Origin of the sequence: Tetragenococcus halophilus subsp. halophilus DSM 20339 (genome assembly GCF_003841405.1) — a bacterium.
GTDB classification, from domain to species: domain Bacteria; phylum Bacillota; class Bacilli; order Lactobacillales; family Enterococcaceae; genus Tetragenococcus; species Tetragenococcus halophilus.
The window spans coordinates 181698-205000 of sequence record NZ_PXYA01000002.1; the positions used below are offsets into that span (position 1 = coordinate 181698).

Below are 23303 nucleotides of genomic sequence, written 5' to 3' on the forward strand. Positions count from 1 at the left end.
TCTCATTTGTAAGTACTGTATAACGAATTTTTTATCTCTGAAAGATATTTATTAACCACTATACTTCTTTCAAACTCTTTTTTTACTTTTTCTCTACCAAAAATACCCATATTTTCTTTTTCTTTATCACTTAGAGATAAAAACTGTTCAATTTTGGCCACTAAATCTTTAGAGTCCTTCTGCTTAACGATGTATCCACTAGTCCCATTATCAACAATTTCTCCACACCCACTTCGATTTGTTGTTATTATAGGACGTCCAGATGCAGCACTTTCTAGCAGTACATTTGACATACCCTCAGGGTAGTATGATGGATGTATCGTACAATTCATATCTTCTAATACCTTTCTCGTGTCGCTCACCATACCATGATAAATAATATAGTCTTTTTTACTTAATTCATCTATTTTTTCTTTATATTCATCCTCTAAGAAACCACAGATATGAAATTCAGTCATAGGATATTTTTTGTTTATTTCTTTAGCAGCTGTTAAGAATTCTTCAATTCCTTTTTCTTTCATCACTCTCGAAATAAACACAAATTTTATTTTTTTACTTCTTGGGTAATCTAAATAATTAAAATAAGTAGTGTTTACTCCCGATCCAGGTAATAAAATGTCGTTACCAGTGGAAAGGTTATTATCTTTAAAAAACTTCATATTTTCCGTATTTTGAAACATAATAGCAGAAACTTTCCTTATTGCATGCTTATAAACTCGTAGCAAAATTTTTTGAAGAAAACTCTCATTCTCCAAAGGCTTTCCCAAACCAGTTATATTCATAATATAAGGTATATTTCTTTTAGCTGATTCCATTCCAGCATATAAATTAGGCTTGATAGTAAAAGTCAATATAATATCTGGTTTATAAGAATCCATAATCTTTCCATAGTTTCTTTTTAGACTTATTTCTTGAAATAAGTTTTTTCCATGCCTATTCAAGTTACTATCATAAAAACTACACCCCATATTTTTAAAAAAATCAATTTCTTCACCATATGGACAACAAATAGCGACATCATAATTTTTCTCTATTAAATTCTCAATTATTTCTCTACGTAAAGTAAAAACATAAGTTGGGTGGTTTGCAATCAAAAGTACTCTAGTCATTGATAATTTTCATCCCTTCCGAAACTGCTATACTATCTTTGAAATCATAATTATTGTACTCAAATTTTATCCCTTCATATTCATTGTTTGGCGACCCTAATAAATCCTCATCATAAACTAACGTGCCAAAAATTTTAGAAAAGACAGTAATATTTTTAATTAATAATTGAGGAATGACTTCCCCTATATTAATCAAATGCATGCTTTTATTATGAACCTTAGCAATCTCATAAACTAATTGTGATGTATTTATGTGTTGACTATTTTTAGGATGAAAAGTACCTGAAAGTTGATTATCAATAATTATTTTTAAAAACTGATGTAAATTAAGTACAAATAGCATACTTCTCTGATTGTTAATTTCTGGAAAAATATTAATTTTTTTTGCTAATTTGGAAAGGCGAGAGTAATTTCCTGAAGCATTAGGACCATAAATCATCGGTGGTCTCAAAATAGAAACAAGAAATTTCTCATTTTCAAGTTTTCTAATTTCTTTTTCTGCTTCTAATTTTGATTTTCCGTACGAAGTTTTAGGTAGCAATTTTGTTTCTTTGTTAATGACTCCTTGGTTCATTCCAAACACCGACATTGTACTAAAAAAAATAAATTGTTTTACTCCTTCATTTTTTGCTTTTTGAGCAGTTTCAATGGCTAAATCACGATTTATTCTATAGTAGATATCATCTTCTTGACCTTTTTTATGGACAATTGCTGCTAAATGAATCAAACAATCATAAATTGAAAAATCATGTTTTTTCCAATCAGGATCTTTTAAGTCGATGGTATCGATCTTATAATCAACATTATTTGCTTTCACCCAATTGATAAAAGTCTGCCCAATATAACTATTTTTCCCTGTAATCAAAATTCGTTTCATTCATCATCAGCCTTTTTCTTTGTACCAGTTCCGCCTTCTACTACGCCATCGCTTTTAACAATGGAAAGTATAGTTCCTACAAAACACCTAACATCCATGGCAAAACTAATGTTTCTAGTATATTTACCATCTATTTGTGCTTTTACAGGTATTTCTAATTCATCCCGTCCACTAATTTGCGCTAACCCAGTTAATCCAGGTTGTGCTTCATTTACACCATACTTATCTCTTTCAGCAATCAAATCATACTGATTCCATAAAGCAGGACGAGGACCAATAACTGCCATGTCTCCTTTTAAGATATTAAATAGCTGAGGGAGCTCATCTAAACTAGTCTTACGCAAAAATTTACCTACTTTAGTAATAAAAGCATCTGGATTATTCAATAAGTGTGTTGGCATTTCTTTAGGTGTTTCACTTTTCATTGTACGAAATTTATAAATGTTAAAATATTTTTTATTCTTACCTACACGTTTTTGTTTAAAAATTATAGGACCCTTAGAGTCTATCTTTATAGCCAAACAAATGATTAACAAAACAGGAGAGAGAATAATAACTCCAAGTAAAGAAAGAAGAAAACCTAGCCCTCTTTTTATATACTTTTCATACATGACTTCGCTCCCTCCTATCTAATTGAGCTATTAGCAAAACCAACAACTTCTTTTGCTAATTGCTCATCATCTTCAGGTAAATCATCGACAAAAGCTAGAACTTTATCTAAGGAATACCCATTTACGTTACCTACAAAAATCTGATCGTGTACTTGTTCTTCGCTACGTTCCTTGTCTAATAATAATTCTTCATATAGCTTCTCACCAGGACGTATACCCGTTTCTACTATTTCTATATCATCCTCGGTATAGCCACTAAGACGCACCATATTTTTGGCTAGATCCAAAATTTTCACTGGTTCGTGCATATCAAGTACAAATACTTCGCCACCATTTGCTAAGGCGCCAGATTGAATGACTAATCGACTTGCTTCAGGAATGGTCATAAAGTAACGAGTCATACGAAAATCCGTAACAGTCAAGGGACCACCATTAGCGAGCTGCTCACGAAACAACGGGATTACACTCCCGCGTGAACCTAACACATTCCCAAAACGTACCGCTGAAAATTTTGTTGTTCCTTTTTCATTCATTCCTGTAACAATCATTTCTGCGATACGCTTCGTTGCTCCCATGACATTGGGCGGATTATTGGCTTTGTCAGTTGAAACCATAACAAAATGCTCTACGGTATTAGCTTTAGCCGCTTCTGCAACATTTTTTGTTCCATAAACATTGTTTTTTACGGCCTCTTTCGGATTAAATTCCATCAGAGGAACATGTTTATGAGCCGCAGCATGATAGACGATGTCCGGCTTATATTTATCCATTACCTCAAAGATCTTTTCGCGATTTTGTACATCGGCAATAATAGGGACTACCTCTGTCGTACGATCCTTATAACGACTATTTAATTCTCTATGAATAAGATAGATTGAGTTTTCACCATGTCCTAGTAGTATTAACTGGCGTGGATTAAATTGGATCACTTGCCGCGTAATTTCAGAACCAATTGAGCCGCCTGCTCCAGTGACTAAAATTGTTTTGTCAGTAATTTGATCTTTGATTGAATCGACATCTAATTTCGCTTCGTCTCGTCCTAATAGATCTACCACATCAATTTCTTTTAGCTTGGAAATATTAATTTTTCCTGATGCCATCTCTTCCATCGAAGGCATCGTATTAACGGTTAATTGCTCATTTTCCAATGAATCAAAAATCTCTCGTAATTTTTTCCTCGGTAAAGAAGGGATAGCAATGGTCACCATATCAACGTTGTACTTTTGTACTAATTGAGGAATGTCTTTAATTTTCCCTAGTACTTTTACATTGGATAAGTACACATTTTGCTTGTTAGGATCATCGTCCACAAAACCTATGACATGAATATCACTAGCTGTCTTGGAACCTAACAAAGCGTTATATAAAATTCGTCCTCCCTCACCTGCGCCAACGATTAGTGTTGTTTTAACTGGTTGATCTTTGCTTAATGGGCGCATATTTCTACGCTCAACTAATAAGCGCCAAGCTAAGCGACTTAAAATAATGAAGAAAGCAGATAAAATATAGGTAAATAAAATCAGCCGCTTACTAAATGCGTCGCTAAAACTCAACAAATAAACCGCATTGCCTAATGCTGTACCTGTGGTTGCTAAAAGGATCGCTATAATTTCTCTCAAATTGGTATAACGATTAATCCGAGTAAACACCCGGAAAATATAACCGAAGACCAAATAAAAAACCATGCTTGAAAGTCCCAAACGCCAAATAAATGAAAATGGAATTAAAATAAAAGGACTTAAAAATATGTAACCAGCTATTGTAGCTAATAAAATTAAAGCCAAATCCACTACAATCAAAATTGCAATTTTTCTTTTTCGTGTCAAAGCAAACACGCCAACATCTCCTTAAAACAAACCAAACTTTTTCTTTTTCACTTTTTCTGGAGAAGGATAACTTACCTCATCTCCATTAATTACATCTTTAGCTACTTGTTGCATTAACTCCGCTTTTTCATTTTCCATTCGCTCATAAGCTTCTTGCAGGTGAAACCTGCGTTTATTCACTCCGTGCGCATCCGAAGCTACCATCTGGACTAAGTTATGACCTACCATTTCTTGCGCTGTTTTTTGAATGGATTTGCCAAAGGTTCCTACCAAACTGGGGGCCGTTAATTGCGCTAAACAGCCCATTTCTAGATAAGAGAGTAAACGATTGGGATCTTCCCTGAATTTGGCATTACGTTCCGGATGGACAATCACAGGGACCTTACCTTGTGTTCTTAATTCAAAAAAGAGTTCTTCTGTATATGCTGGAACATCCATTGTAGGTAACTCAATTAATAAGTAAGTATTCGATAAATCAGTAAAAAGAATACGATCATCCTTGATTTCTTGCAATAAATCACCTGTAATACGAACTTCTTGACCTTCAAATAGCGTTAATTCAATCTGTTGCTTGTCTAACTCTGCTTGCAACAAAGCGACGGCTGGTATCACCGTCGCTTTTGAATTGTCGTAACGTCCATTATTATGGTGAGGTGTACATAAAATATGAGTAATGCCTTGAGCGACAGCTTCTTTCGCCATCGCTAAACTAGTTTCCATATTACCTGCACCATCATCTACATTTGGTAAAATATGACAATGTAGATCAATCATAGCCATCGTTCCTTCCTGCTAATCCGAATAATAATAGTAGGCTTTATCTTTGTCTTGTTTTGCGCCATTATAAATGACGCCTAAAATACGAGCCTGAACTAAGTCTAAGGATTCTTTAGCTTGATTCAAAGCATCTTTTCTTGTCCAATTTTCCCGAGCAACAAGTAAGGTGCCATCTGCTTTAGAAGACATAATTTGCGCATCGGTTACCGTCACAACAGGTGGCATATCGAAGATTACCATATCAAATAAATGACGAGCTTCTTCCATAATTTGGTTCATTTTTTCAGAACCTAATAACTCAGATGGATTTGGCGGCTTCGGCCCACTGGTCAATATAGATAAATTCTCTACCGGTGTTTCCTGCGCAGTTTCTTCTAAACTTACGCCTGTACTTAATACCGTACTTAGCCCTGCTTCATTACTCCGTTGAAAAGTTTTATGAATGGTAGACTTACGCATATCCGCATCTACTAGTAAGACCTTTCGCCCTGTTTGAGCAAACACTATGGCTAAATTTGCCGAAGTTAATGATTTCCCTTCACTTGGTCCAGAAGAAGTCACCACTAAACTTTGTACTTGCTGATCAGCTGAAGAAGCGAATTGTAAGTTCGTACGTATCGTACGATATTGCTCAGCTACAGGCGAGGAAGGATCCACTAATGAAATCAAGCTGACTGGTTGTGTTTTTGTATTTGTTCTTTCTTTTTTCATTTTCCTATGCTCCCCTCCTATACCCGTGTGCGGCTACGACGTCCGCCACTTGTTGAGTTATTATCATTGTCATCTTGCTTATTACTTTGACTGCCATTACGTAATTTTTGTGTGGTCGCGTCAATTTCCTTTTGACTCAATTTCGGAATATTACCTAGAACAGTTAGCCCTAAATCATCAGTAATATAATGCGTATCCTTAATGGTACGGTCAAAAACTTCCCTTAAGAAGGCTATCGCAATCCCTACTAACAGACCCAAGATAAGACCGATCGCTAAATTCAAAGGACTATTCGGCGAAACAGGTCGAGGACTAGCCGTCGCTCTTGAAACGATGGTCGTTCGATCCACGTTCGTTAAGACGTCTTGGACTGTTTCTTGAAAAACTTCCGCTGCCGTATTGGCAATGTGTTCGGCATCCGCTGAACTTTCGCCGGTTGCTACAATAGAAAACATCTGTGACTCTTCTGATTGCTCGACTTCCATGCTCTCTTTAATTTCTTGAATCGTCATATCTAAGTCATACTCCGAAGTTAGCCGATCTTGCACATTGGCTGCTAGGGCATCGCCTTCTTCAATGATATCCCTATAAGTATTTAGCATTTGTAAATTGTAATTGACCGCGTTCAAGCTTTCATCAGAACTCTCATCTTGAGGGGAGGCCACAATCAATTGGGCTCGCGACTCGTACTGAGGGGTCATAATGAAAAAAGTGATTACTGCGGCCAGGGCTAATCCAGCAAATAAACTGGTTAGAATGGTCGTCCAATGTTTTCTTAATACGTCGAAAATTTCTTTTAAACTAATCGTCTCTTCCATTTGTTCTCCACTTTCTATTTTTTGGTTATTGCAATTGCTCTTGTAAAGTTTCTTGTACTTCTGCCAAGTTGTCTTCGTCTATTTGTTGGTAAGAAACCCCACCTTGCATGAAGCCTTCCCCTTCTAGTTGTAGTTGATCTACATTTGAAAAAGCTTCTCGATAGTCAAGAGCAATCTCACGCATATTGGCAAAGCTTAGGTCTGTTCTCATATTGTCTTCTACAGCGTCTAGAATCCCTCGGTATTGAGTCACTCCTGAAAGAGATGTCGCTTGGTCAATAACTCCTTCGACCACAGCTTGTTGTCTCGCTTGACGACCGTAATCTCCTTCAGGATCTTCATGACGCATACGTAAGTAACCTAATGCTTCTTCACCATTCAAATGTATTCTTCCAAAATTATAGGTGTGACCATCTTGTTCAAATTCCAAGTCATTATCAACGTCGACACCGCCAACAGCGTCCACCAACTCCTGGATCCCTTGCATATTAATCGATACGTAATGGTCTAAAGGAATATCTAAAAATTCGCTCACCGTATCCATGGCCATGGAAGCTCCCCCAAAGGCATAGGCGTGATTTATCTTGTCTTGTGTCCCTTCATCTGCGATATCCACATAAGTATCCCGTGGTATACTTACTAAAGTCGACGTATTTTCTTGCGGATTGACCGTAGCTACCATCATGGTATCTGAACGTCCTTGCTCATTTCGCCCTAAGTCACCTGTATCAATACCTAGCAACAAAACACTAAAAGGCTCTTCTTCATCAAAATTGACCTCACGAGAGTCTGGACGATCTACGCTTTCATAGGTATTCCCCACAGAACCAGAGACATCTAAATACACCTTCACAGCTGCTCCAACAATTGCTAAAACTAAAATAAGTAATATAATTAAGACAATGCGTAAGATTTTCTTTCCACGCGAAGTTTTCCTGTGGCTTCTTTTTGCCATATCCTTTTCCTCCGTTTAATGAAGCAATGGTTAATACGCTTCTGTATTTTCCTGTTCTACTTGTGCGCCTTGTTCTTCACCTTGTCCATCAACAATTGTTTCATCCTCGACAGCTGCAGAAGTTGTTGGAGCCTCTGCCGCCGCTGCCTGTGTAGAAACGCCAAAACGATCGCCTAATTCTTCTGCTGTTTCTTCAAATCTTTCTTGTTGCTCTGGGTTACGAACCTCTTCGATTTGAGCAGCTAAAGCAGCATATTGCTCGTAGGTGATCTCTTCGTCTTCATACTGTGTTAACTTTTCTTGAATATCTTCCGTACTTTGGAATTGTTCATTCGCTTCTTGCGTATAAGATTGTGCGAGTTCTAACCATTGATCGTCTTCAAAAAATCCTAGGTTATCATTCACATCAGCCATGTCTTCTTCCTGCAAGTCTTCATCAGCTATAACGTCATCCTTATATTCTTGCCAGTCAGGCGTTTCTTCAGTGAAAAGACCGTCAATTTGATCTTGCATATGTAACTTATCCTCTGCGTCTGTTAAACGATCAGACACTGACTCTTTTTGCTGAGCTAGCTCTTGAATGCCTTGAGGTAGTGCGTTTTCTTCGATTTGAAAATCTTCGGCGCTTACATCGATACGATGGACTTCATTTTTCAAGTCAGTTACATCAGATAGAGTTGTTTCTTCTTTTAAAAGATCTTGTTCATCTTCCAAGTAAAGTTCTTCTACCTGTTGTGCTAAATCATTAAGCTCATTTTCTTCTCTTGGCTGTGCTGCATTCGCATAAGCCACTCGTTGCTGGTATTGCCTTTGATTAGACACATAAAAACCTGCCACACAGATTCCCAAGGCGAGAATACCTGTTACGTATACACTGGCACGCTTTAAAAATGGCTTTTCCATTAACCAATGAACACCCCTTTTTCACAGAAAATTCAATTTTTTATTACAAACATTTCCTAGTATACCTAATATAAACAAAAAAAAAGAGTTGTATAAAAGAAACTTCTTTTTTATTAGTTTTGTGAATTATAAAAAAACGAATGTCTTACTAAAAATTAGTGCTATTAAGCATCCTATTTATTTATAAATAACATGAAGTTTTATAATGCTTGTTAAATTTTTTATTGAAAAAAGCAACCATTATAAGTTGCTTTTCCTAACCATTCAGTTATTCTCCAACACCTCTATCGGATCAAGCAACTGCTCTTGTACTAAGCTTTGCGAACGATTAACCTCAAAATGTAGATGGGGGCCTGTACTATTGCCGGTACTACCTACTAGTGCGATTTGCTCGCCTTGCTGTACTTCTTGACCTACTTGCACTAGATTTTTCTTACAATGAGCGTATAAAGTAGTCAGTCCATCTGGATGAAGGATCGTGACATAATTTCCCCAGGATGGATGAAATGCAGCGCGTGTCACTTTTCCTTCTCTGCTTGCTTTGATTTTTGTTCCTTGGGGTGCAGCTAGGTCAACACCTCTGTGAAAACTATCATTACGTTTGCCGTATTTTGAAGTCAATTTAAAAGAGTCTAGCGGTCGGATATAGTCAGCTTTTTCAGAAACTAAAGTCTGTTTATGGTCATAACGTGTGAGCTCATAGTCTTCGATCAGCTGATTTAACTTCTCATGATATTTATGGTCAGTCGCATAGCGGCCAGTTAAAAATCGTGTTGCCACACGGTAATTTTCTGCCTTTGTCTTCCAACTTCCTTGGTAAAAATTTTTATCGCCAATAATGCCATTTTTGATAAGTTTTACATAATCACGTAAAGAATCTTCGTAGTTATTATACTTTTTAAATGTTGTCTGTGTCGTATACATTTTCCCCTGGCTATCTTCTTCTAAAGTTTTGAAAGAAGCGCCTTGTCCTTTGACCCCAAATAAATTATAATAAGGTGCTTGACTCAGCTGGCTTTGCCCGCTATTTGATTCTAGAATGGCTTGAGCCAGCATAACTGAAGCGTATAGATCTTCTTCTTGCGCAATTTCTCTAGCCTTTTCACCTAAAGAAGTGATCAGTTGCCAAGTCGTTTGATCTCCTTTTTCTTTTTGATTTTTTGTTGCTGGTTGGCTCATTTTTTCTACGCTAGTTTCTTTAAACGAATCAGCCATAACCCTAGTGGTGCCTGTTGAAAATTGCAATAATGCCAATAAACAACAACTCCATTTGATTGTTTTTTTCATAAATTCATCCTCCATCATTTTTTGCTTTCTTAAATAAAGTACGCAAAAGTTGCCATTTGCGTTTTTGTGGCAAATTTTTGATGAAGTGCGGATATTTATATTAAAAAACATGGAGAAAGAATCCGCTTTTCATTCTCTGTGTTAGACTATTTGATAAACTATTCTCGATTTTAAATGGCTATTGTTTGAGAATTTCTTTGTTTTTTCCTATAATAATAATGTTTAACTACTTTAAGGAGGAGCTTGGTACATGGAACAGAAAAAAACGAATCGTTTGATCCAGTTTTTAGGGGGCAAAACTTCCTATTATATCCTTGGATTAATTATCTTAAGTGCTATCGCTATTTTTCTTGTAAATAAGGTTTCATTTATTTTTGTACCTTTTATTACGATTTTACTCACCTTTCTACCCCCAATAATTTTTGCTATTGTTATTTATTATATATTTAAGCCTTTTGTCAATTGGGTAGAAAAGAAGATGTCGCGTACCTGGGCGGTTACTTTAATTTATGTCCTGGCTATTTTGTTAATTGGGGTGTTAGGATTTTTCGGGGTTCGTTCGCTGGTACGTGAAGGTCAAGAGTTAGTGCAGCAATTTCCTTCCATGTTAGACAGCGTGCAAGAAAATTTCCGATCCATTGTCGGACAGTTACCTTTCCAAGATCAATTAGATGATTTAGCCAACTCTGCTAATGATTTAATTAAAAACACGCTATCTGCTTTGGAAGATAATTGGCAAGAAGGTTTATCTGGTTTAGGTAGTGTCTTTTCAGCCGTTTCCGCAACTGCTATGACCTTATTTATCGGTCCAGTGTTGGCTTTCTTTCTATTAAAAGATACGGAAAGATTTTCCCAATCCGTCCTAAAAATTGTGCCACCCAACTTCCGGGATGATTTCACCATGTTAGTCAAAAAAAGTGATGAACAACTCAGTGCTTACTTAAAAGGACAGCTTGTTTCCAGTGCTGTTTTAGGGATAATGTATTGGGTAACATTCTTATTAATCGGCTTAAATTACGCTACTGTAATGGCCTTTTTAGTAGGGATTTTAAGTATTGTTCCATATGTCGGCTCAGTTATTTCCTTCTTCCCTGGTTTGATTATCGCTTTTCAACAATCACTTTTAGAAGCCGTCATCTTTGTGATCGCCTGGTTTGTGATTCAAGCACTCCATGGCAATCTTGTGATGCCGCGCGTGATGGGCGATAAATTGCAACTACATTTCCTTACAATTTTGTTAGTTGTACTGGTTATGGGAGACTTGCTCGGTTTTGTCGGCGTCTTGTTCGGGATTCCGATTTACAGTCTACTTAAAATTGGCGTACAATATCTTTTTGACCGCTTCAAGAAAAGATATAATCGTTTCTTTAGTGAAGATAAAGGGAGTTATGAAACACAAAAAGATAAACAAAGTGAGTAATCTTTTAGAAAGTCAATTGGCTTTTTCTGTCACTTTTAATGCCTGAAAATAACGAAAAAGCTCTATGAAGATGCTAATTCAGTACATCTTTATGGAGCTTTAGTTATATAAAACGAGAATGAGTTGTCATATTTTCTAAAACTTTATGCATTGATTAAATTTATAACAAATTCTTTTAACACTCCTTTGTCTTTTTCATCCGCTTTATTGTCAATTTTTACTACATCAGCTCCTTTTTTCGCTCCTGCTTGCTTGAAATCTTCATCGAATGTATCGGCAGCAAAACAATAGGTAGCAAAATGATATTCTTTATCCCCGCTACCCACTACACCATAAATTTTTCCTTGCAAATCTTGTTCTCTTAAATTTTCTTTGAAGTAAACAAAGTTATACGGGACTTCACCATTATTGTAAGTATAAGTCGCGATAACACAAATATCGGCGTCGGTAAAAGCTTCTTCGTCTGCGTCATCCGCGTCATCAGCCTCCATTCGTATGACTTCTACACCCTGCTGCTGGAATTCTTTTTCTAAAATTTCTGATATTTCTTCTGTATTCCCCGTCATGGTAGCGTATACAATTTTAGCTAACACGTTAATCTCTTCCTTTCTAAAGTTAATTTTAACAAGTTTATTATATCACAATATAAAAGAAACTTTTAGAAAATCAAGTTGTCTTTTTTTAAATAGCTTGCTAAAGTAAATTTTTTATTTCACAATAGATATGGAGATAAATTGAAGGAGGAAAAATAAATGGCAGATGTAAAAAAAGAAGCGCTGAAAATTAGCCAAAAAAAAGGTGGGAAGCTTGAAATAAAATCTAAAGTTCCGGTACAAAGCCGAGAAGATTTAGCGATTGCTTACACACCAGGAGTTGCTGAAGTCAGTAGTACGATTGCCAAAAATGAAAATGCAGTTTATGACTATACTTCCAAGAAAAATATGGTCGCAGTGGTTACGGATGGTTCTGCAGTGTTGGGTTTAGGCAATATTGGTCCGGAAGCTGCTTTGCCGGTTATGGAAGGTAAAGCGATTTTGTTTAAGGAATTTGCGGATATTGATGCGATTCCTATTTGTTTAGACACTCAAGATACTGAAGAAATTATTTCTCATATCAAAGCGCTAGCGCCTACTTTTGGTGGCATTAATTTAGAAGATATCGCGGCGCCACGTTGTTTTGAAATTGAAAGTCGTTTGAAAGAGGAATTGGATATCCCTGTTTTTCATGACGATCAACATGGAACCGCTATTGTTGTTTTAGCTGCTTTATTTAATGCGCTAAAACTAACGAAAAAAGATCTTAGTGAAGTAGAAATTGTGGTTAATGGCGGTGGTGCGGCTGGTATTGCGATTACGAAAAAATTGTTAGCTGCTGGTGCTAAAGATGTTTTATTAGTAGATAAAACGGGAATCATTTCATCCGACGCTTCTGATTTAGCAGAGCGTCATCGAGAAATTGCTCAGGTCACTAATTTATCTCATAAAAAAGGAGATTTGCACGAAGCGTTGAAGGGTGCGGATGTTTTCATTGGTGTTTCGGCGCCTAATGTTTTAGATCCAGAATGGATTCAAGATATGAATGAAAAACCGATTCTTTTTCCTATGGCTAATCCAACACCTGAAGTGATGCCAGATGCCGCTAAAGAACATGGGGCATTTATTACCGGAACAGGTCGCTCAGACTTTCCTAACCAAATTAACAATGTCCTAGCTTTTCCTGGAATTTTCCGTGGTGCTTTAGATTCACGGGCGAGTGATATTACAGATGAAATGCAAATCGCCGCTGCTAAAGGAATAGCGGCTGTGATTTCTGAAGATGAATTGAGTACTGATTACATTATACCTGATGTTTTTCATCCCGATGTTGTAGATATTGTTGCCAAAAGTGTTTCGGATAGCGCAACAAAATAAAAAAGGATCGCCGTTGATTTAGCGGCAATCTCCTTAACTTCCCCAATCATTGGGGGACCAAAGCGTACCGTCCAATTGTCCTTGAATTTGTTCGGTACGTTTTTCTTGTTCTAAGAGTAAATCTTTTATCCCCATTAATAAGGCTTTTTGTTTATAGTCGTGGCTATCTTTTATTAATTGGTCCAGCTGGTCTAATGACCATTGAATATTTTCTTCCATCATAAAGACCCTCCTGCTTGTTCCAAATACATCTGGATTTCATCCAATTCCATGCGATTATCTTCGATCAATTCTTTGATCTGATCTAAAATGAATTGGCTGCCATCGGGTAAAAATTTCTCATCCATATCATCAAGTTGTTGTAAGAACCAACTTTCTTTTGCTCGTAGGGTATCAAAGTTTTCAATCATCAGATACTGTTGATAGGCGATTAACATCCGCATTTTTTCGCTTTCTTCCATATAGTGGAATTGAAAAATGAGAAAAGGTTTTAAAAAGTTCATCTGTGTTTTTTTAGCCATCGCTTGATAAGGGGTGGTTAAAGCACTAAGTGTATAACCTTCATTACCACTGACCTGGTATTCTTTTTCGGGCATACCAATGACCAAAACTAATCCTAGTTCTTTATCTTTTAATTTGTTTCCGCCAAAGCCGTATGCAAAATTTTCAGTTAAGACTTCATCTTGCCAATGCTTTAGCATAGGCGGCGAAGAATACCAGTACAATGGAAATTGGAAAATAATCCGATCGTGTTGTTGTAAGAGTTGCTGTTCTTGTTCGATATCAATCTTACCCTCTGGATAAGTTGATTCCAGATGATGAAAAGTAATGTCTGAAGAATTTGGCAAAGCTTCTTTTAAATATTGCTGGCTGCCAGATTCATCAATTTCCGGATGAGATACGATAATAAGCGTCTTCATAACGTCCAAACGCCTCCTTGTCGTAAACATTATAACAGCTCACCCATCTTCCGTCAGTTGAACAGCTTGTTTATTTTCTAAAAGCTGAACGAATAGCTCCTATCATCGTACCTTTTCTTCTAGCTTGTTTTTTGCGTTGTTGTTTTGTCAGTTTTTTCTTCGATTGTGATTTTTGTCCGGTGCGCAGTCTCTTTGAAGCTTGCGCCCAGTTTTTAGTGGCTCGTCTTCTTCCTATCATTTCTGTCACCTCTTTTATTGTAAGCTAACAAGTCTAGCTAGAGCTGTCAATTTTTTGATTTTTGCTTATTGAGTAGTGAAACACAGATCGTTTACTCAACATTTTCTTATTAAGTAACGCTTTAGCTTTTCTTTACTCGTTTTGTAAATATTGAGCAAGCTTTTCCATCTCCCTTACTCAACTTTCTCCGTTTCGCTTCGTTTTATCTACTTTCTTAAATTTTTTGAGCTTTTTTGAGTAATGAAACGCAAATCGTTTACTCAACATTTTTTTATTGAGTAACGCTTTAGCCTTTCTTTACTCGTTTTGTAAATATTGAGTAAGCTTTTCCTTTTCCCTTATTCAATTTTTTAAAATTGGAGTGCTCCAGTCTATTCTTTTCTCTAGTTTTTTAAAGTATCTTATTTTGTCTTCAAACCAATAATCAAATATTATTCCTTTGTTCTGATGGCCAAACTTCTTCTTAGGCGTACTTTTAATTGAAACAAAATGTCTTTTAAGTATATACTTCAAATAATGTTCATCCACCTGCTCGCCAAAAAATTCCTTTAGCTTTTTTAGCTTTAAATCTTGATCATGGAAAATAACGCCGAATTCGCAGATTGTGCGAGTATAAGCTGTTTCTTTGGGTTCAACATAACCGCAATCGCATCTAACTGTATGTCTTTTATCCACCACTTTAAGCTGATGGCAGCGAGAGCAACGAATTCCTTTTTGTAATTGCTTTTCTTCTTCGATCGATAAAGTACGTTGGCTACGATAGTTGTCTATCCGATACTGAAATAATACTGATTGACAATCATAGTAATATTCGTTGGCTGTTTGTTGATTTAACCCTAATAGCCAGGCAGGAATTTCATTAAATGATAATACAGTTTCTGGGATTTGATCTTTTATTTGGATACTTGATTTTGGGTTCAAAAAAGCTAGTACGCCTTTTACCTCCAAATCGATTTGCTGTTCTCTAAAAATATTGACGATTACCCGCATAGCTTTTCTTAATTGTTCCAAGATATTTGTAGTTAAAAACTTTCCGCCACATATCCAGCTATTATTTTGTAAGATATAGTTGCCTTGATAAAATTTCACGTCAATGACATAGATAGTGTTTCCAATAATCAACAATTTATCAATTTGGACAACTGTATTTTGGTATCGTAGTGTAATGTCATCTATGACAAGTACCTTCCCTGATAAAAACATTTCGGCAAGTTGGTCCATTTGCTGTTCTCCTAGAAATCCTTTTTGCGACCTTTGTAAAGCTCGTCGCTGTTCTTCAGTCAATTGTTTTCGTTGACTGACCGTTTCTAGCCATTGTAATTCGTGTGACTCTTTTCTCATTTTGCGCCTCCTATTAAAACTCATTTATTAATAAGTACGCAAAAATAGCGTGAGAAATTTTTTTACATAAAAAAATCGTCTTGGCAAAAAACTGCTCAAGACGATTTTACTATCTATCTTCTACCTAAGAAAAATGATACGACAGCGACCACAATGATCGCGCCAATAATCGAAGGAATGACTGCCATTCCACCAATCGCAGGTCCCCAACTTCCAAAAAGTGCCTGTCCAAGTGAGGAACCAACAAGGCCTGCAATCACATTAAAGATAATGCCCATTGATTCACCTTTGTTAGCAATAGCGCCAGCGATCGCGCCGATCACACCACCAACAATAATTGTCCATAACCAACTCATAGTAAATCTCTCCTTTCTGTTTTATTTTTTAATCAAATCGATTAAAGCATCAAAACTATGCGAGAAATCAAGTTTATCTGAATGCTCGTATTTTTTCAAATCATTCCCCTTGGCTGCTAATTTTTTCGGATCTTTTTCTGTCGTGTACTGAATGTAATCCAAATCTTGCAGCCAATCATAGTAAAAAGCACTTGCTTTGCCGTAATTGTTATCAAATACAAGACATGGGGTTTGAGTAATCGCCGAAAAAATCATCCCATGCAAACGATCCGTTACTACCACTTCTTTGGCTTTGATCTGTTCTAATTTAAGTGACAATAACCAATGACGTTCGGATATTCTTACAATATCAAGCGAAGGATTATTTTTCGATTTTACATCATAAGCTTTATAGGAAAGCACGGTATCTGTTGCTTCTACTTTAACCCCAGTGCTTTTTAAATTAGCAGTTAACTGCTCTATCAGCTTATCTGATGTAACTTTTTCCGCGTCTTCTCGCATGATAAACAGTACACCATCTCGCTTAGTTCCAGAAAGTTTTTCTTGTAATAATAAAACCATATCTGTCGTAAGAATAGCATCTGCTTTAAAATGATTTTGGAAATAACTTAGCGTTTGCGTATCTCTTGCAACTAGGGTTAAATTCGAATTTTTATTATAAGCTTCCTGACTTTTGCGCAGTTCTGCTTGTCCTTCTTCTGTTTCTTCAAAATAGACAGACTGCGGAAAAGAGATCGTCTTATTGTTAACAAAAGTAGAAAAGACTTTGCGACGAACAATTTCATGCGTAATGTCCAAATTGCCAATATTTCCCCCGCCAACGTAACCAATCATATCATCAGAACGCAGCAGTGGTAATAATTCTTCAATCGCCTGTTCTGTCTGCGGTTCGGTAATCTCAATATAGGTAATTTCTGGAAAGTTTTCAGCAAAGAATCGCTTCTGTGCTTCACTAATCGCTAAATCGCCTAAATTATTGTAAATAGGTGTGCCAAACATATAAAAGCGTTGTCGATCTTCTGGTAATTGTTTAATAAGCTCGGTTAAAGAAAGTTGTTCTATGGTATAAGCAAAATTTAAATTCGTTATTTCTGCTAAGGTGTTTGCTGTCATACTAAGATCTTCCCTTCTTTGAAGGTAACTGTCCGCAGACAAGTCAACATCAACAACTTTTTATTTTTTGATCAATTCGATTAATTCGTCATAACTGTGTGTAAAGTCATGATAATTCGAATGTTCATAACCTTTTAATTCTTCAATCATAGGTGCTAATTTATCCGGATCATTTTCAGTTGTGTGCTTTATATAATCCAAATCTTCGAACCAGTTATAATAAGAAGCGCTCGCTTTACCATAACTGTTATCAAATACCAAGCAAGGCGTTTTGGTTAATACACAAAAGATCATGCCATGCAAACGGTCGGTTACTACAGCTTCACTGGCTTTAATTTCTTCTAATTTACGCTCGATCAACCAGCCACGTTCTGAAATGCGTACTTCATCTAAGTCGGGTGCAGTGTCCGCATTACTATCGGAAGCTTTAAAGGGTAAAACGGTGTCAGTTTGTTCTACTTCATCGCCAACGTTATTTAGTTTATAGCTTAATTGTTCTAGCAATTTTTCATTGATCACTTTTTCCGAGTCTTGCCGCATGATAAACAATACCCCATCGCGCTTGCCTTCTGACGGATCTGGTTTAAGTGAAGCGACAATATCAGAAGTATAGATAACATCTGCAGCAAAATTCTTTTTAAAGTAATTCAACGATTGTGTTTCTCTAGCAACAATTGTCAAATTAGGATTTTTATTGTAAGCTTCTTGACTCTTCCTTAATTCTTCTTGCCCTTGTTCTGTGTCTTCAAAGTTCACAGATTGCGGGAAAGAAATGGTCTTATTATTTACAAAAGTAGAAAAGACTTTACGACGTGGTTCTTCATGGTCCAAATAGACATTGCCTATATTTCCACCACCGGTATAACCGATCATGTCACTATCACGTAACAATGGTTTTAATTCATTAATTGCTTGGTCTGTTTGTGTTTCTAAAATTTCGATATAAGTGATTTCAGGGAAAACTCTTTTGAAAAAAGCTTTTTCTGCATAAGCGACTGCTTGATCCCCTAAGTTATTATAATTTGGTATTCCGAACATATAAAAACGACGTGGTTCTTCTGGTAATCGTTTAATTAGCTCAGTTAAGGAGACTCGTCCTAACGTATAAGCAAAATTTAAATTATCAATATTTGTCGCTCTTTTAATTGGCATTTAAACCTCTCCTTTCTTTAATTAAAGGATAACTTTTAACAAAAAATCTGTCCATTAAAAACCATCACGACAGAAAAGCTTAAAAAAATAGAGCAGGAAGCCTGCTCTATTAAAAGTTATTTTATTCTACCCAGCTGTCTACCTTATCACGATTTTCATCGATCCAATCACTAGCAGCATCTTCTGGGTCCGCACCATCTTCAATATCTAACATGATTGATTCCATGTCTGATGCTTCCCATTCAAAATTATCTAAGATTTGATAAGCTTCAGGCATGTCTTCTTCTAATCCTAAACGCGCTATAGTATCAATACTTTCAGCTTCACCCATGGTTCCTTTAGGGTCATCTAGATATTTCAAATCATAACGTTGGAATATCCAGTAGGGATTCCAACCGGTTACGACGATTTCGTCTTCTGAGCTAATCGCACGTTCTAATTGTGCGTTCATTGCTCCAGTTGATGAAATGGTTTGCTCCCAATCGGATAAATTAGGATAAGCCTCTAACGTTTCATCGGTTGCGGACACAATACCGGCACCTGGTTCAATCCCTGTGATTTTCTGATTCGCTTGGTCATCTAGATCTTCAATAGAATCCACGTCATCCATATAAGAAGGTACAACCAGCCCTAACTTAGCTTCTTTATCAATATGTGGGCCTAAATCATCCAGATCATCTTTAAACTCTTCATATTGTGCTTGGTGGGTGATCGGTAGCCAAGCTCCCGTGTTGGCATCTACTTGACCGTTAGCAACAGCTTGCCAAACCACTGGAATATCTAATGAAGTCATATTCACATTGTAACCTTGCTCTTCTAAAACCTGAGCCATCACATTGGTTGAAACCACTTGGTCATCTTGTTGGGCATAACCAAGAGTGATGGTTCCTCGGTTAGAACCAGATGAAGCTTGATAAGCGCCATAAACGGCAAAGAAAACAATGCCAATCGCTACAATTCCATTAATAGCCATCCTTTTCTTCTTAGAAAGTCTTTGGCCTTGCTGAGAAGAAGGACGATTCATTGCTTGTGTGAAACGGTCCATAATAATCGCAAGAATTACAATACCCACACCGTAAACAAAACCATTTCCCACATCAGAACGTTGTACAGCTGCTAGAACTCCAACGCCTAAACCTGGTGCTCCGATCATAGAAGCAATAACAACCATTGATAGAGCCAGCATAATTGTTTGGTTGATACCGGCAAAGATACTGCCTTTAGCTAAAGGCAAATCCAACTTGAATAACTTTTGCCAAGGTGTTCCCCCAAAAGAGTCTGAAGCTTCCACTAATTCAGTAGAAATTTGACGAATCCCTAAGTTGGTCATTCGAACAGTCGGCGGCAAGGAAAAAATCACTGAAGCAAATACGCCAGGTACCATCCCTACACCAAAGAAAGCTACGGCTGGAATCAAATAAACAAAACCTGGCATAGTCTGCATAACGTCTAAAATCGGCTGAATAATGCTTTTGGCTACTTCGCTTTTAGACATCAAAATACCTAAAGGCACGCCAATAACAATCGCCACTAGACTTGAAATAATTACCAGCGTTACAGTATTGAGTAAATCTTGCCACATTTCTTGGTTGTAAATAAGTAATAACCCTAAAAAGACGATGATGGGAATCCACCACTTACGATGAAAAACAAAATAAGCTGTAATCGCTAGTAATACCATCAATAATAACGGTGGAACAGCTGACAATGTATTGGTCATAAAATCCATTACTGCTTGCCCTACTGTTTGAAGGAAGGAAAAAAGCCCTGATAAATGTTGTGTTAACCAGTCTACCCCGGCATCAATCCATTGGGCAAGTGGGATTTGTTGTTGTAAAAAATCAAACATCTATGTCCACTCCTTCGTCCTCCGTCGTTTCGTTCTCATTCGTTGTTTCTTCTTTATTTTCTTCTACTTCACCAGTATCAGCCATTGCACCGATCACACTACCACGGACCACAACGCCTACAACACGGTCCTCTTCGTCAACCACCGCTAGTGGTGCCGGTGAATTATAAATCATATCGAAAATATCTGTAACTAAGGTATCTTTCTGTATTTTTCGTACATTTTCTTCGACAACCTCTCTAAGAGGCTTCTCGTTTTTACGAGCGTCTAAAGCTTTTTCAGCAGTTAGACTCCCTTTTAAATGACGCTTTCTATCCACAGCTAGTAACATACTAACTTCTTCTTTACGCATACGTTGTAAGGCAACATTGGGCCCATCCGTTTCGACATTACTAATAAGCGCAGGTTCCATAATATTTTCTGCTGTTAAAACCTTCGAACGGTCGATATCTTCGGTAAATTCACGAACGAAATCATTGGCAGGATGGGTTAGAATTTCTTCACCGGTACCAATTTGCATAATTTTCCCGTCACGCATTAAAGCGATCCGATCACCAATCCGTAAAGCTTCATCCAAATCGTGAGTAATAAAGATAATTGTTTTTTGTACTCTTTCTTGTAAATCTAACAAATCATCTTGCATATCCCGACGAATCAAGGGGTCCAAAGCAGAGAAAGCTTCGTCCATTAACAAGACTTCTGGATCATTCGCTAAAGCACGTGCTAAACCAACCCGTTGCTGCATCCCACCAGATAATTGATTGGGGTATTGATCTTTTACCGAAAGCAAGCCGGAATTATCTAGCGCTTCTTCTGCTTTTTCCCGGCGTTCTTCCTTATCCACGCCTCGTATCTCAAGACCATATTCGGTATTTTGTTGAATCGTCCGTTGGGGGAAAAGGCCAAAGTTTTGGAAAACCATGTTCATCTTGCTACGACGAACTTCCCGTAAATCTTCTTTTGACATCTGGGATACTTCTTGATCATCGATATAAACTTCACCTGAAGTCGGTTCAATCAAACGGTTAATCAGACGAACCAAAGTCGATTTCCCACTACCAGATAGTCCCATGATCACAAAGACTTCTCCATTTTCTACATTAAAACTAACGTCATGCACACCAACTGTAGCGCCAGTTTCTTTTAGGATCTCTTGCTTTGATTTTCCTTCTTTTACTAGATCGAGTGCTTGTTGGGTTCTTCGACCAAATACTTTAGTCAGATGTTCTACTCGAACTTTACTCAAAGTGATCACTCTTCCTTTCTATATTGAAAAATGGAATATTTGCCATCAATTAATTAAGTTCGAGTTTATCATACCATATTTTAAAATCTAGCCAAATGATAACGTTTGTTGCTCAAAATTATTCAACCCATTCTTCCACTTTTTCTGGATTGTTATCTATCCAATGTTGGGCAGCTTCTTCTGGAGCATCTCCTTCTTCCATTTCTAGCATCACGGATTCAATATCTTCAACTTCCCACTCAAAATTATCTAAAATTTGATAGGCTTCGGGCATGTCATCTTCTAGACCTAATCTCGCCAAGGTTACAATACTTTCAGCGCCCCCCATGCCGCCTTCAGGATCTTCTAAAAATTTCACATCGTAACGTGAAAAAATCCAATGAGGGCTCCAAGCAGATACTACAACTTCTTCTTCTTGACTCATCGCTCTTTCAAGCTGAGTTGTCATTGCTCCAGCAGAAGAAGTAGCCAAATCCCAATCTGCCAAGTTAGGATAAGCCTCTAAAGTTGCTTTGGCCGCTGCGGTATTACCGGCACCTGGTTCCACGCCTGTAATAGTTTGATCCGCTTCATCTGTCAAGTCCTCAATAGAATCAACATCCATATACGAAGGAACCACAAGGCCATTTTGCGCTTGTTTATCTAAGCTGGGACCTAAATTATCCAGTTGGTCTCCTAACTGTTCATAATTGGCTTCATGCGTTGTCGGCAACCATGCGCCTAACATAGCATCTGCTTGACCATTGGCTACCGCTTCAAAAGTTACTGGAATATCTAAAGCTGTCATGGTCACATTGTAACCTTCTTCTTCTAAAACTTGTGCGGCTACAGTGGTTGATGCGACTTGGTCATCTTGTTCGGCATAAGCTAAGGTAATAGCTCCTTTATTTGAACTTCCCTGCGATACGCCTCCTATAATAGCTAAAACAACAAGCACAGCTGCTGTCAGACCACCTATAAATACTTTTCTTTTCTTGGACATTACTTTGATTTCGTTCTGACTTTTTCCACGGTTTTTATTTAGACTTTGGGTGAAACGGTCCATCATAATCGCTAAAATCACTACAGCCACACCATAGATAAAGCCAGAACCAATTTGCGAGCGTTGTACAGCCGCTAATACTCCTTGACCTAAGCCAGGTGTTCCGATCATCGAAGCAATCACGACCATAGATAAAACCATCATCGTGGTCTGATTAATACCAGCAAAAATATTTCCTTTGGCTAGCGGAAGTTCGACTTTGCTTAATTTCTGCATCGCCGTGCCTCCCAAAGAATCAGAAGCTTCTTTTAATTCGGTATCCACTTGACGAATCCCTAAATTAGTCAGTCGCACTGTTGGCGGTAAAGCGAAAATAACCGAAGCCACTGTCCCAGGCACTATACCAATGCCAAAAAATGCAACTGCCGGAATTAAATAAACAAAACTAGGCATGGTCTGCATGACATCTAAGATGGGTTTAATCACCACTTGGGCTTTATCGCTTTTAGCCATTAATATTCCTACAGGAACACCGACTGCAATTGCGATAAAACTAGAAACAATAACTAGCGTCAATGTGTACATGAGATCATCCCACATGCCTTGGTTATAAATAAGAACAAGCCCCAACAAAACAAATACAGGCATTTGCCACTTTTTATTAAAGACAAAATAAGCTGCAAGGGTCACTAGTAAAATTAACAATATCGGAGGGATTGCCGCCAAAGTATTGGATAAGACGTCCATCACGCTCTGACCAATGGTTTGTAAAAGATTAAAAAAACCAGATAAATGTTCAGTCAACCAATCAACGATCGCATCTATTGCTTGAGCAATCGGGATTTTTTGTTGTAAAAAATCAGCCATGTGCAATCACTACTTCTATTCGGTTTTTATTCAAT

General features: G+C 37.3%; 23 protein-coding genes. 2 read left to right on the top strand and 21 right to left on the bottom strand.

Annotation, left to right across the window (positions count from 1 at the left end):
* Positions 1–2: 2 nt before the first annotated feature.
* From C7K42_RS06550 to C7K42_RS06595, 10 genes are all read right to left on the bottom strand, one after another.
* Entirely contained in the window at positions 3–1109 is a 1107-nt protein-coding gene (locus C7K42_RS06550; protein ID WP_103099596.1) for a glycosyltransferase family 4 protein, read from the bottom strand.
* The gene (locus C7K42_RS06555; protein WP_103099597.1) at positions 1102–1986 is read right to left on the bottom strand and encodes an NAD-dependent epimerase/dehydratase family protein; all 885 of its coding nucleotides are present in this window, start codon (positions 1984–1986) and stop codon (positions 1102–1104) included. Before C7K42_RS06555 ends, C7K42_RS06550 begins: the two co-directional genes overlap by 8 nt.
* Positions 1983–2597 carry a sugar transferase gene (locus C7K42_RS06560; protein ID WP_103099598.1) on the bottom strand — a complete coding sequence of 205 codons (615 nt, stop codon included), beginning with the start codon at positions 2595–2597 and terminating at the stop codon, positions 1983–1985. The genes C7K42_RS06555 and C7K42_RS06560 overlap by 4 nt, the downstream gene beginning before the upstream one ends.
* Positions 2598–2611: 14 nt before the next feature.
* Positions 2612–4432 carry a nucleoside-diphosphate sugar epimerase/dehydratase gene (locus tag C7K42_RS06565; protein WP_103099599.1) on the bottom strand — a complete coding sequence of 607 codons (1821 nt, stop codon included), beginning with the start codon at positions 4430–4432 and terminating at the stop codon, positions 2612–2614.
* Between the two features lie 12 nt (positions 4433–4444).
* Positions 4445–5197 (bottom strand): tyrosine-protein phosphatase, encoded by a 753-nt coding sequence (locus C7K42_RS06570; RefSeq protein ID WP_103099617.1) that lies wholly within the window; start codon positions 5195–5197, stop codon positions 4445–4447.
* 18 nt (positions 5198–5215) lie between these two features.
* Positions 5216–5911, bottom strand: coding sequence for a CpsD/CapB family tyrosine-protein kinase (locus C7K42_RS06575; RefSeq protein WP_103099600.1), 696 nt, complete (start codon positions 5909–5911; stop codon positions 5216–5218).
* Positions 5912–5928: 17 nt separating this feature from the next.
* Complete coding sequence (locus tag C7K42_RS06580; RefSeq protein ID WP_103099601.1) at positions 5929–6729, bottom strand: YveK family protein; 801 nt, start codon at positions 6727–6729, stop codon at positions 5929–5931.
* Positions 6730–6754: 25 nt separating this feature from the next.
* A complete protein-coding gene (locus C7K42_RS06585) occupies positions 6755–7684 on the bottom strand; it encodes an LCP family glycopolymer transferase (RefSeq protein WP_103099602.1) in 930 nt (309 codons plus the stop codon).
* 30 nt (positions 7685–7714) lie between these two features.
* Positions 7715–8587, bottom strand: coding sequence for a hypothetical protein (locus C7K42_RS06590; RefSeq protein ID WP_103099603.1), 873 nt, complete (start codon positions 8585–8587; stop codon positions 7715–7717).
* A 264-nt stretch (positions 8588–8851) separates the two neighbouring features.
* A complete protein-coding gene (locus C7K42_RS06595; protein WP_234976197.1) occupies positions 8852–9874 on the bottom strand; it encodes a peptidoglycan DD-metalloendopeptidase family protein in 1023 nt (340 codons plus the stop codon).
* Positions 9875–10124: 250 nt separating this feature from the next.
* Between C7K42_RS06595 and C7K42_RS06600 the strand changes: the two genes are divergently transcribed.
* A complete protein-coding gene (locus tag C7K42_RS06600; RefSeq protein ID WP_103099605.1) occupies positions 10125–11294 on the top strand; it encodes an AI-2E family transporter in 1170 nt (389 codons plus the stop codon).
* Positions 11295–11437: 143 nt separating this feature from the next.
* On the opposite strand, the gene C7K42_RS06605 is transcribed toward C7K42_RS06600, so the two are convergent.
* Positions 11438–11887, bottom strand: coding sequence for a flavodoxin (locus C7K42_RS06605; protein ID WP_103099606.1), 450 nt, complete (start codon positions 11885–11887; stop codon positions 11438–11440).
* A gap of 159 nt (positions 11888–12046) precedes the next feature.
* Here C7K42_RS06605 and C7K42_RS06610 point away from each other — a divergent pair, with 159 nt between their 5' ends.
* Positions 12047–13204, top strand: a complete 1158-nt coding sequence (locus tag C7K42_RS06610) for an NAD(P)-dependent malic enzyme (protein WP_103099607.1) — start codon at positions 12047–12049, stop codon at positions 13202–13204.
* A gap of 33 nt (positions 13205–13237) precedes the next feature.
* Here C7K42_RS06610 and C7K42_RS06615 read toward each other — a convergent pair whose 3' ends face one another.
* From C7K42_RS06615 to C7K42_RS06655, 10 genes are all read right to left on the bottom strand, one after another.
* Positions 13238–13426: a hypothetical protein gene (locus tag C7K42_RS06615; protein ID WP_234769243.1), complete on the bottom strand. Its 189-nt coding sequence runs from the start codon at positions 13424–13426 to the stop codon at positions 13238–13240.
* A complete protein-coding gene (locus C7K42_RS06620) occupies positions 13423–14124 on the bottom strand; it encodes an NAD(P)H-dependent oxidoreductase (protein ID WP_103096864.1) in 702 nt (233 codons plus the stop codon). The genes C7K42_RS06615 and C7K42_RS06620 overlap by 4 nt, the downstream gene beginning before the upstream one ends.
* Positions 14125–14194: 70 nt before the next feature.
* On the bottom strand, positions 14195–14362 hold the full coding sequence (locus C7K42_RS12860) for a hypothetical protein (RefSeq protein ID WP_164966992.1): 168 nt from the start codon (positions 14360–14362) through the stop codon (positions 14195–14197).
* 342 nt (positions 14363–14704) lie between these two features.
* A complete protein-coding gene (locus tag C7K42_RS06625) occupies positions 14705–15703 on the bottom strand; it encodes a nuclease-related domain-containing protein (RefSeq protein WP_061840351.1) in 999 nt (332 codons plus the stop codon).
* Between the two features lie 113 nt (positions 15704–15816).
* Positions 15817–16059: a GlsB/YeaQ/YmgE family stress response membrane protein gene (locus C7K42_RS06630; protein ID WP_103083474.1), complete on the bottom strand. Its 243-nt coding sequence runs from the start codon at positions 16057–16059 to the stop codon at positions 15817–15819.
* Positions 16060–16080: 21 nt separating this feature from the next.
* Positions 16081–17172 (bottom strand): polysaccharide pyruvyl transferase family protein, encoded by a 1092-nt coding sequence (locus tag C7K42_RS06635; RefSeq protein WP_200811699.1) that lies wholly within the window; start codon positions 17170–17172, stop codon positions 16081–16083.
* 60 nt (positions 17173–17232) lie between these two features.
* Positions 17233–18324, bottom strand: a complete 1092-nt coding sequence (locus C7K42_RS06640) for a polysaccharide pyruvyl transferase family protein (protein WP_234976198.1) — start codon at positions 18322–18324, stop codon at positions 17233–17235.
* A 121-nt stretch (positions 18325–18445) separates the two neighbouring features.
* A complete protein-coding gene (locus C7K42_RS06645) occupies positions 18446–20173 on the bottom strand; it encodes an ABC transporter permease/substrate binding protein (RefSeq protein WP_103099608.1) in 1728 nt (575 codons plus the stop codon).
* Positions 20166–21419 carry a quaternary amine ABC transporter ATP-binding protein gene (locus C7K42_RS06650; RefSeq protein WP_103099609.1) on the bottom strand — a complete coding sequence of 418 codons (1254 nt, stop codon included), beginning with the start codon at positions 21417–21419 and terminating at the stop codon, positions 20166–20168. Before C7K42_RS06650 ends, C7K42_RS06645 begins: the two co-directional genes overlap by 8 nt.
* A gap of 118 nt (positions 21420–21537) precedes the next feature.
* Positions 21538–23268 (bottom strand): ABC transporter permease/substrate binding protein, encoded by a 1731-nt coding sequence (locus tag C7K42_RS06655; RefSeq protein ID WP_061840347.1) that lies wholly within the window; start codon positions 23266–23268, stop codon positions 21538–21540.
* Between the last annotated feature and the right edge of the window lie 35 nt (positions 23269–23303).

Coding starts and splice junctions, on each gene's coding strand:
- C7K42_RS06550 (WP_103099596.1), bottom strand. CDS start 1,109: ATGACTAGAGTACTTTTGATTGCAAACCACCCAACTTATGTTTTTACT.
- C7K42_RS06555 (WP_103099597.1), bottom strand. CDS start 1,986: ATGAAACGAATTTTGATTACAGGGAAAAATAGTTATATTGGGCAGACT.
- C7K42_RS06560 (WP_103099598.1), bottom strand. CDS start 2,597: ATGTATGAAAAGTATATAAAAAGAGGGCTAGGTTTTCTTCTTTCTTTA.
- C7K42_RS06570 (WP_103099617.1), bottom strand. CDS start 5,197: ATGATTGATCTACATTGTCATATTTTACCAAATGTAGATGATGGTGCA.
- C7K42_RS06575 (WP_103099600.1), bottom strand. CDS start 5,911: ATGAAAAAAGAAAGAACAAATACAAAAACACAACCAGTCAGCTTGATT.
- C7K42_RS06580 (WP_103099601.1), bottom strand. CDS start 6,729: ATGGAAGAGACGATTAGTTTAAAAGAAATTTTCGACGTATTAAGAAAA.
- C7K42_RS06585 (WP_103099602.1), bottom strand. CDS start 7,684: ATGGCAAAAAGAAGCCACAGGAAAACTTCGCGTGGAAAGAAAATCTTA.
- C7K42_RS06590 (WP_103099603.1), bottom strand. CDS start 8,587: ATGGAAAAGCCATTTTTAAAGCGTGCCAGTGTATACGTAACAGGTATT.
- C7K42_RS06595 (WP_234976197.1), bottom strand. CDS start 9,874: ATGAAAAAAACAATCAAATGGAGTTGTTGTTTATTGGCATTATTGCAA.
- C7K42_RS06600 (WP_103099605.1), top strand. CDS start 10,125: ATGGAACAGAAAAAAACGAATCGTTTGATCCAGTTTTTAGGGGGCAAA.
- C7K42_RS06610 (WP_103099607.1), top strand. CDS start 12,047: ATGGCAGATGTAAAAAAAGAAGCGCTGAAAATTAGCCAAAAAAAAGGT.
- C7K42_RS06615 (WP_234769243.1), bottom strand. CDS start 13,426: ATGATGGAAGAAAATATTCAATGGTCATTAGACCAGCTGGACCAATTA.
- C7K42_RS06620 (WP_103096864.1), bottom strand. CDS start 14,124: ATGAAGACGCTTATTATCGTATCTCATCCGGAAATTGATGAATCTGGC.
- C7K42_RS12860 (WP_164966992.1), bottom strand. CDS start 14,362: ATGATAGGAAGAAGACGAGCCACTAAAAACTGGGCGCAAGCTTCAAAG.
- C7K42_RS06625 (WP_061840351.1), bottom strand. CDS start 15,703: ATGAGAAAAGAGTCACACGAATTACAATGGCTAGAAACGGTCAGTCAA.
- C7K42_RS06630 (WP_103083474.1), bottom strand. CDS start 16,059: ATGAGTTGGTTATGGACAATTATTGTTGGTGGTGTGATCGGCGCGATC.
- C7K42_RS06635 (WP_200811699.1), bottom strand. CDS start 17,172: ATGACAGCAAACACCTTAGCAGAAATAACGAATTTAAATTTTGCTTAT.
- C7K42_RS06640 (WP_234976198.1), bottom strand. CDS start 18,324: ATGCCAATTAAAAGAGCGACAAATATTGATAATTTAAATTTTGCTTAT.
- C7K42_RS06645 (WP_103099608.1), bottom strand. CDS start 20,173: ATGTTTGATTTTTTACAACAACAAATCCCACTTGCCCAATGGATTGAT.
- C7K42_RS06655 (WP_061840347.1), bottom strand. CDS start 23,268: ATGGCTGATTTTTTACAACAAAAAATCCCGATTGCTCAAGCAATAGAT.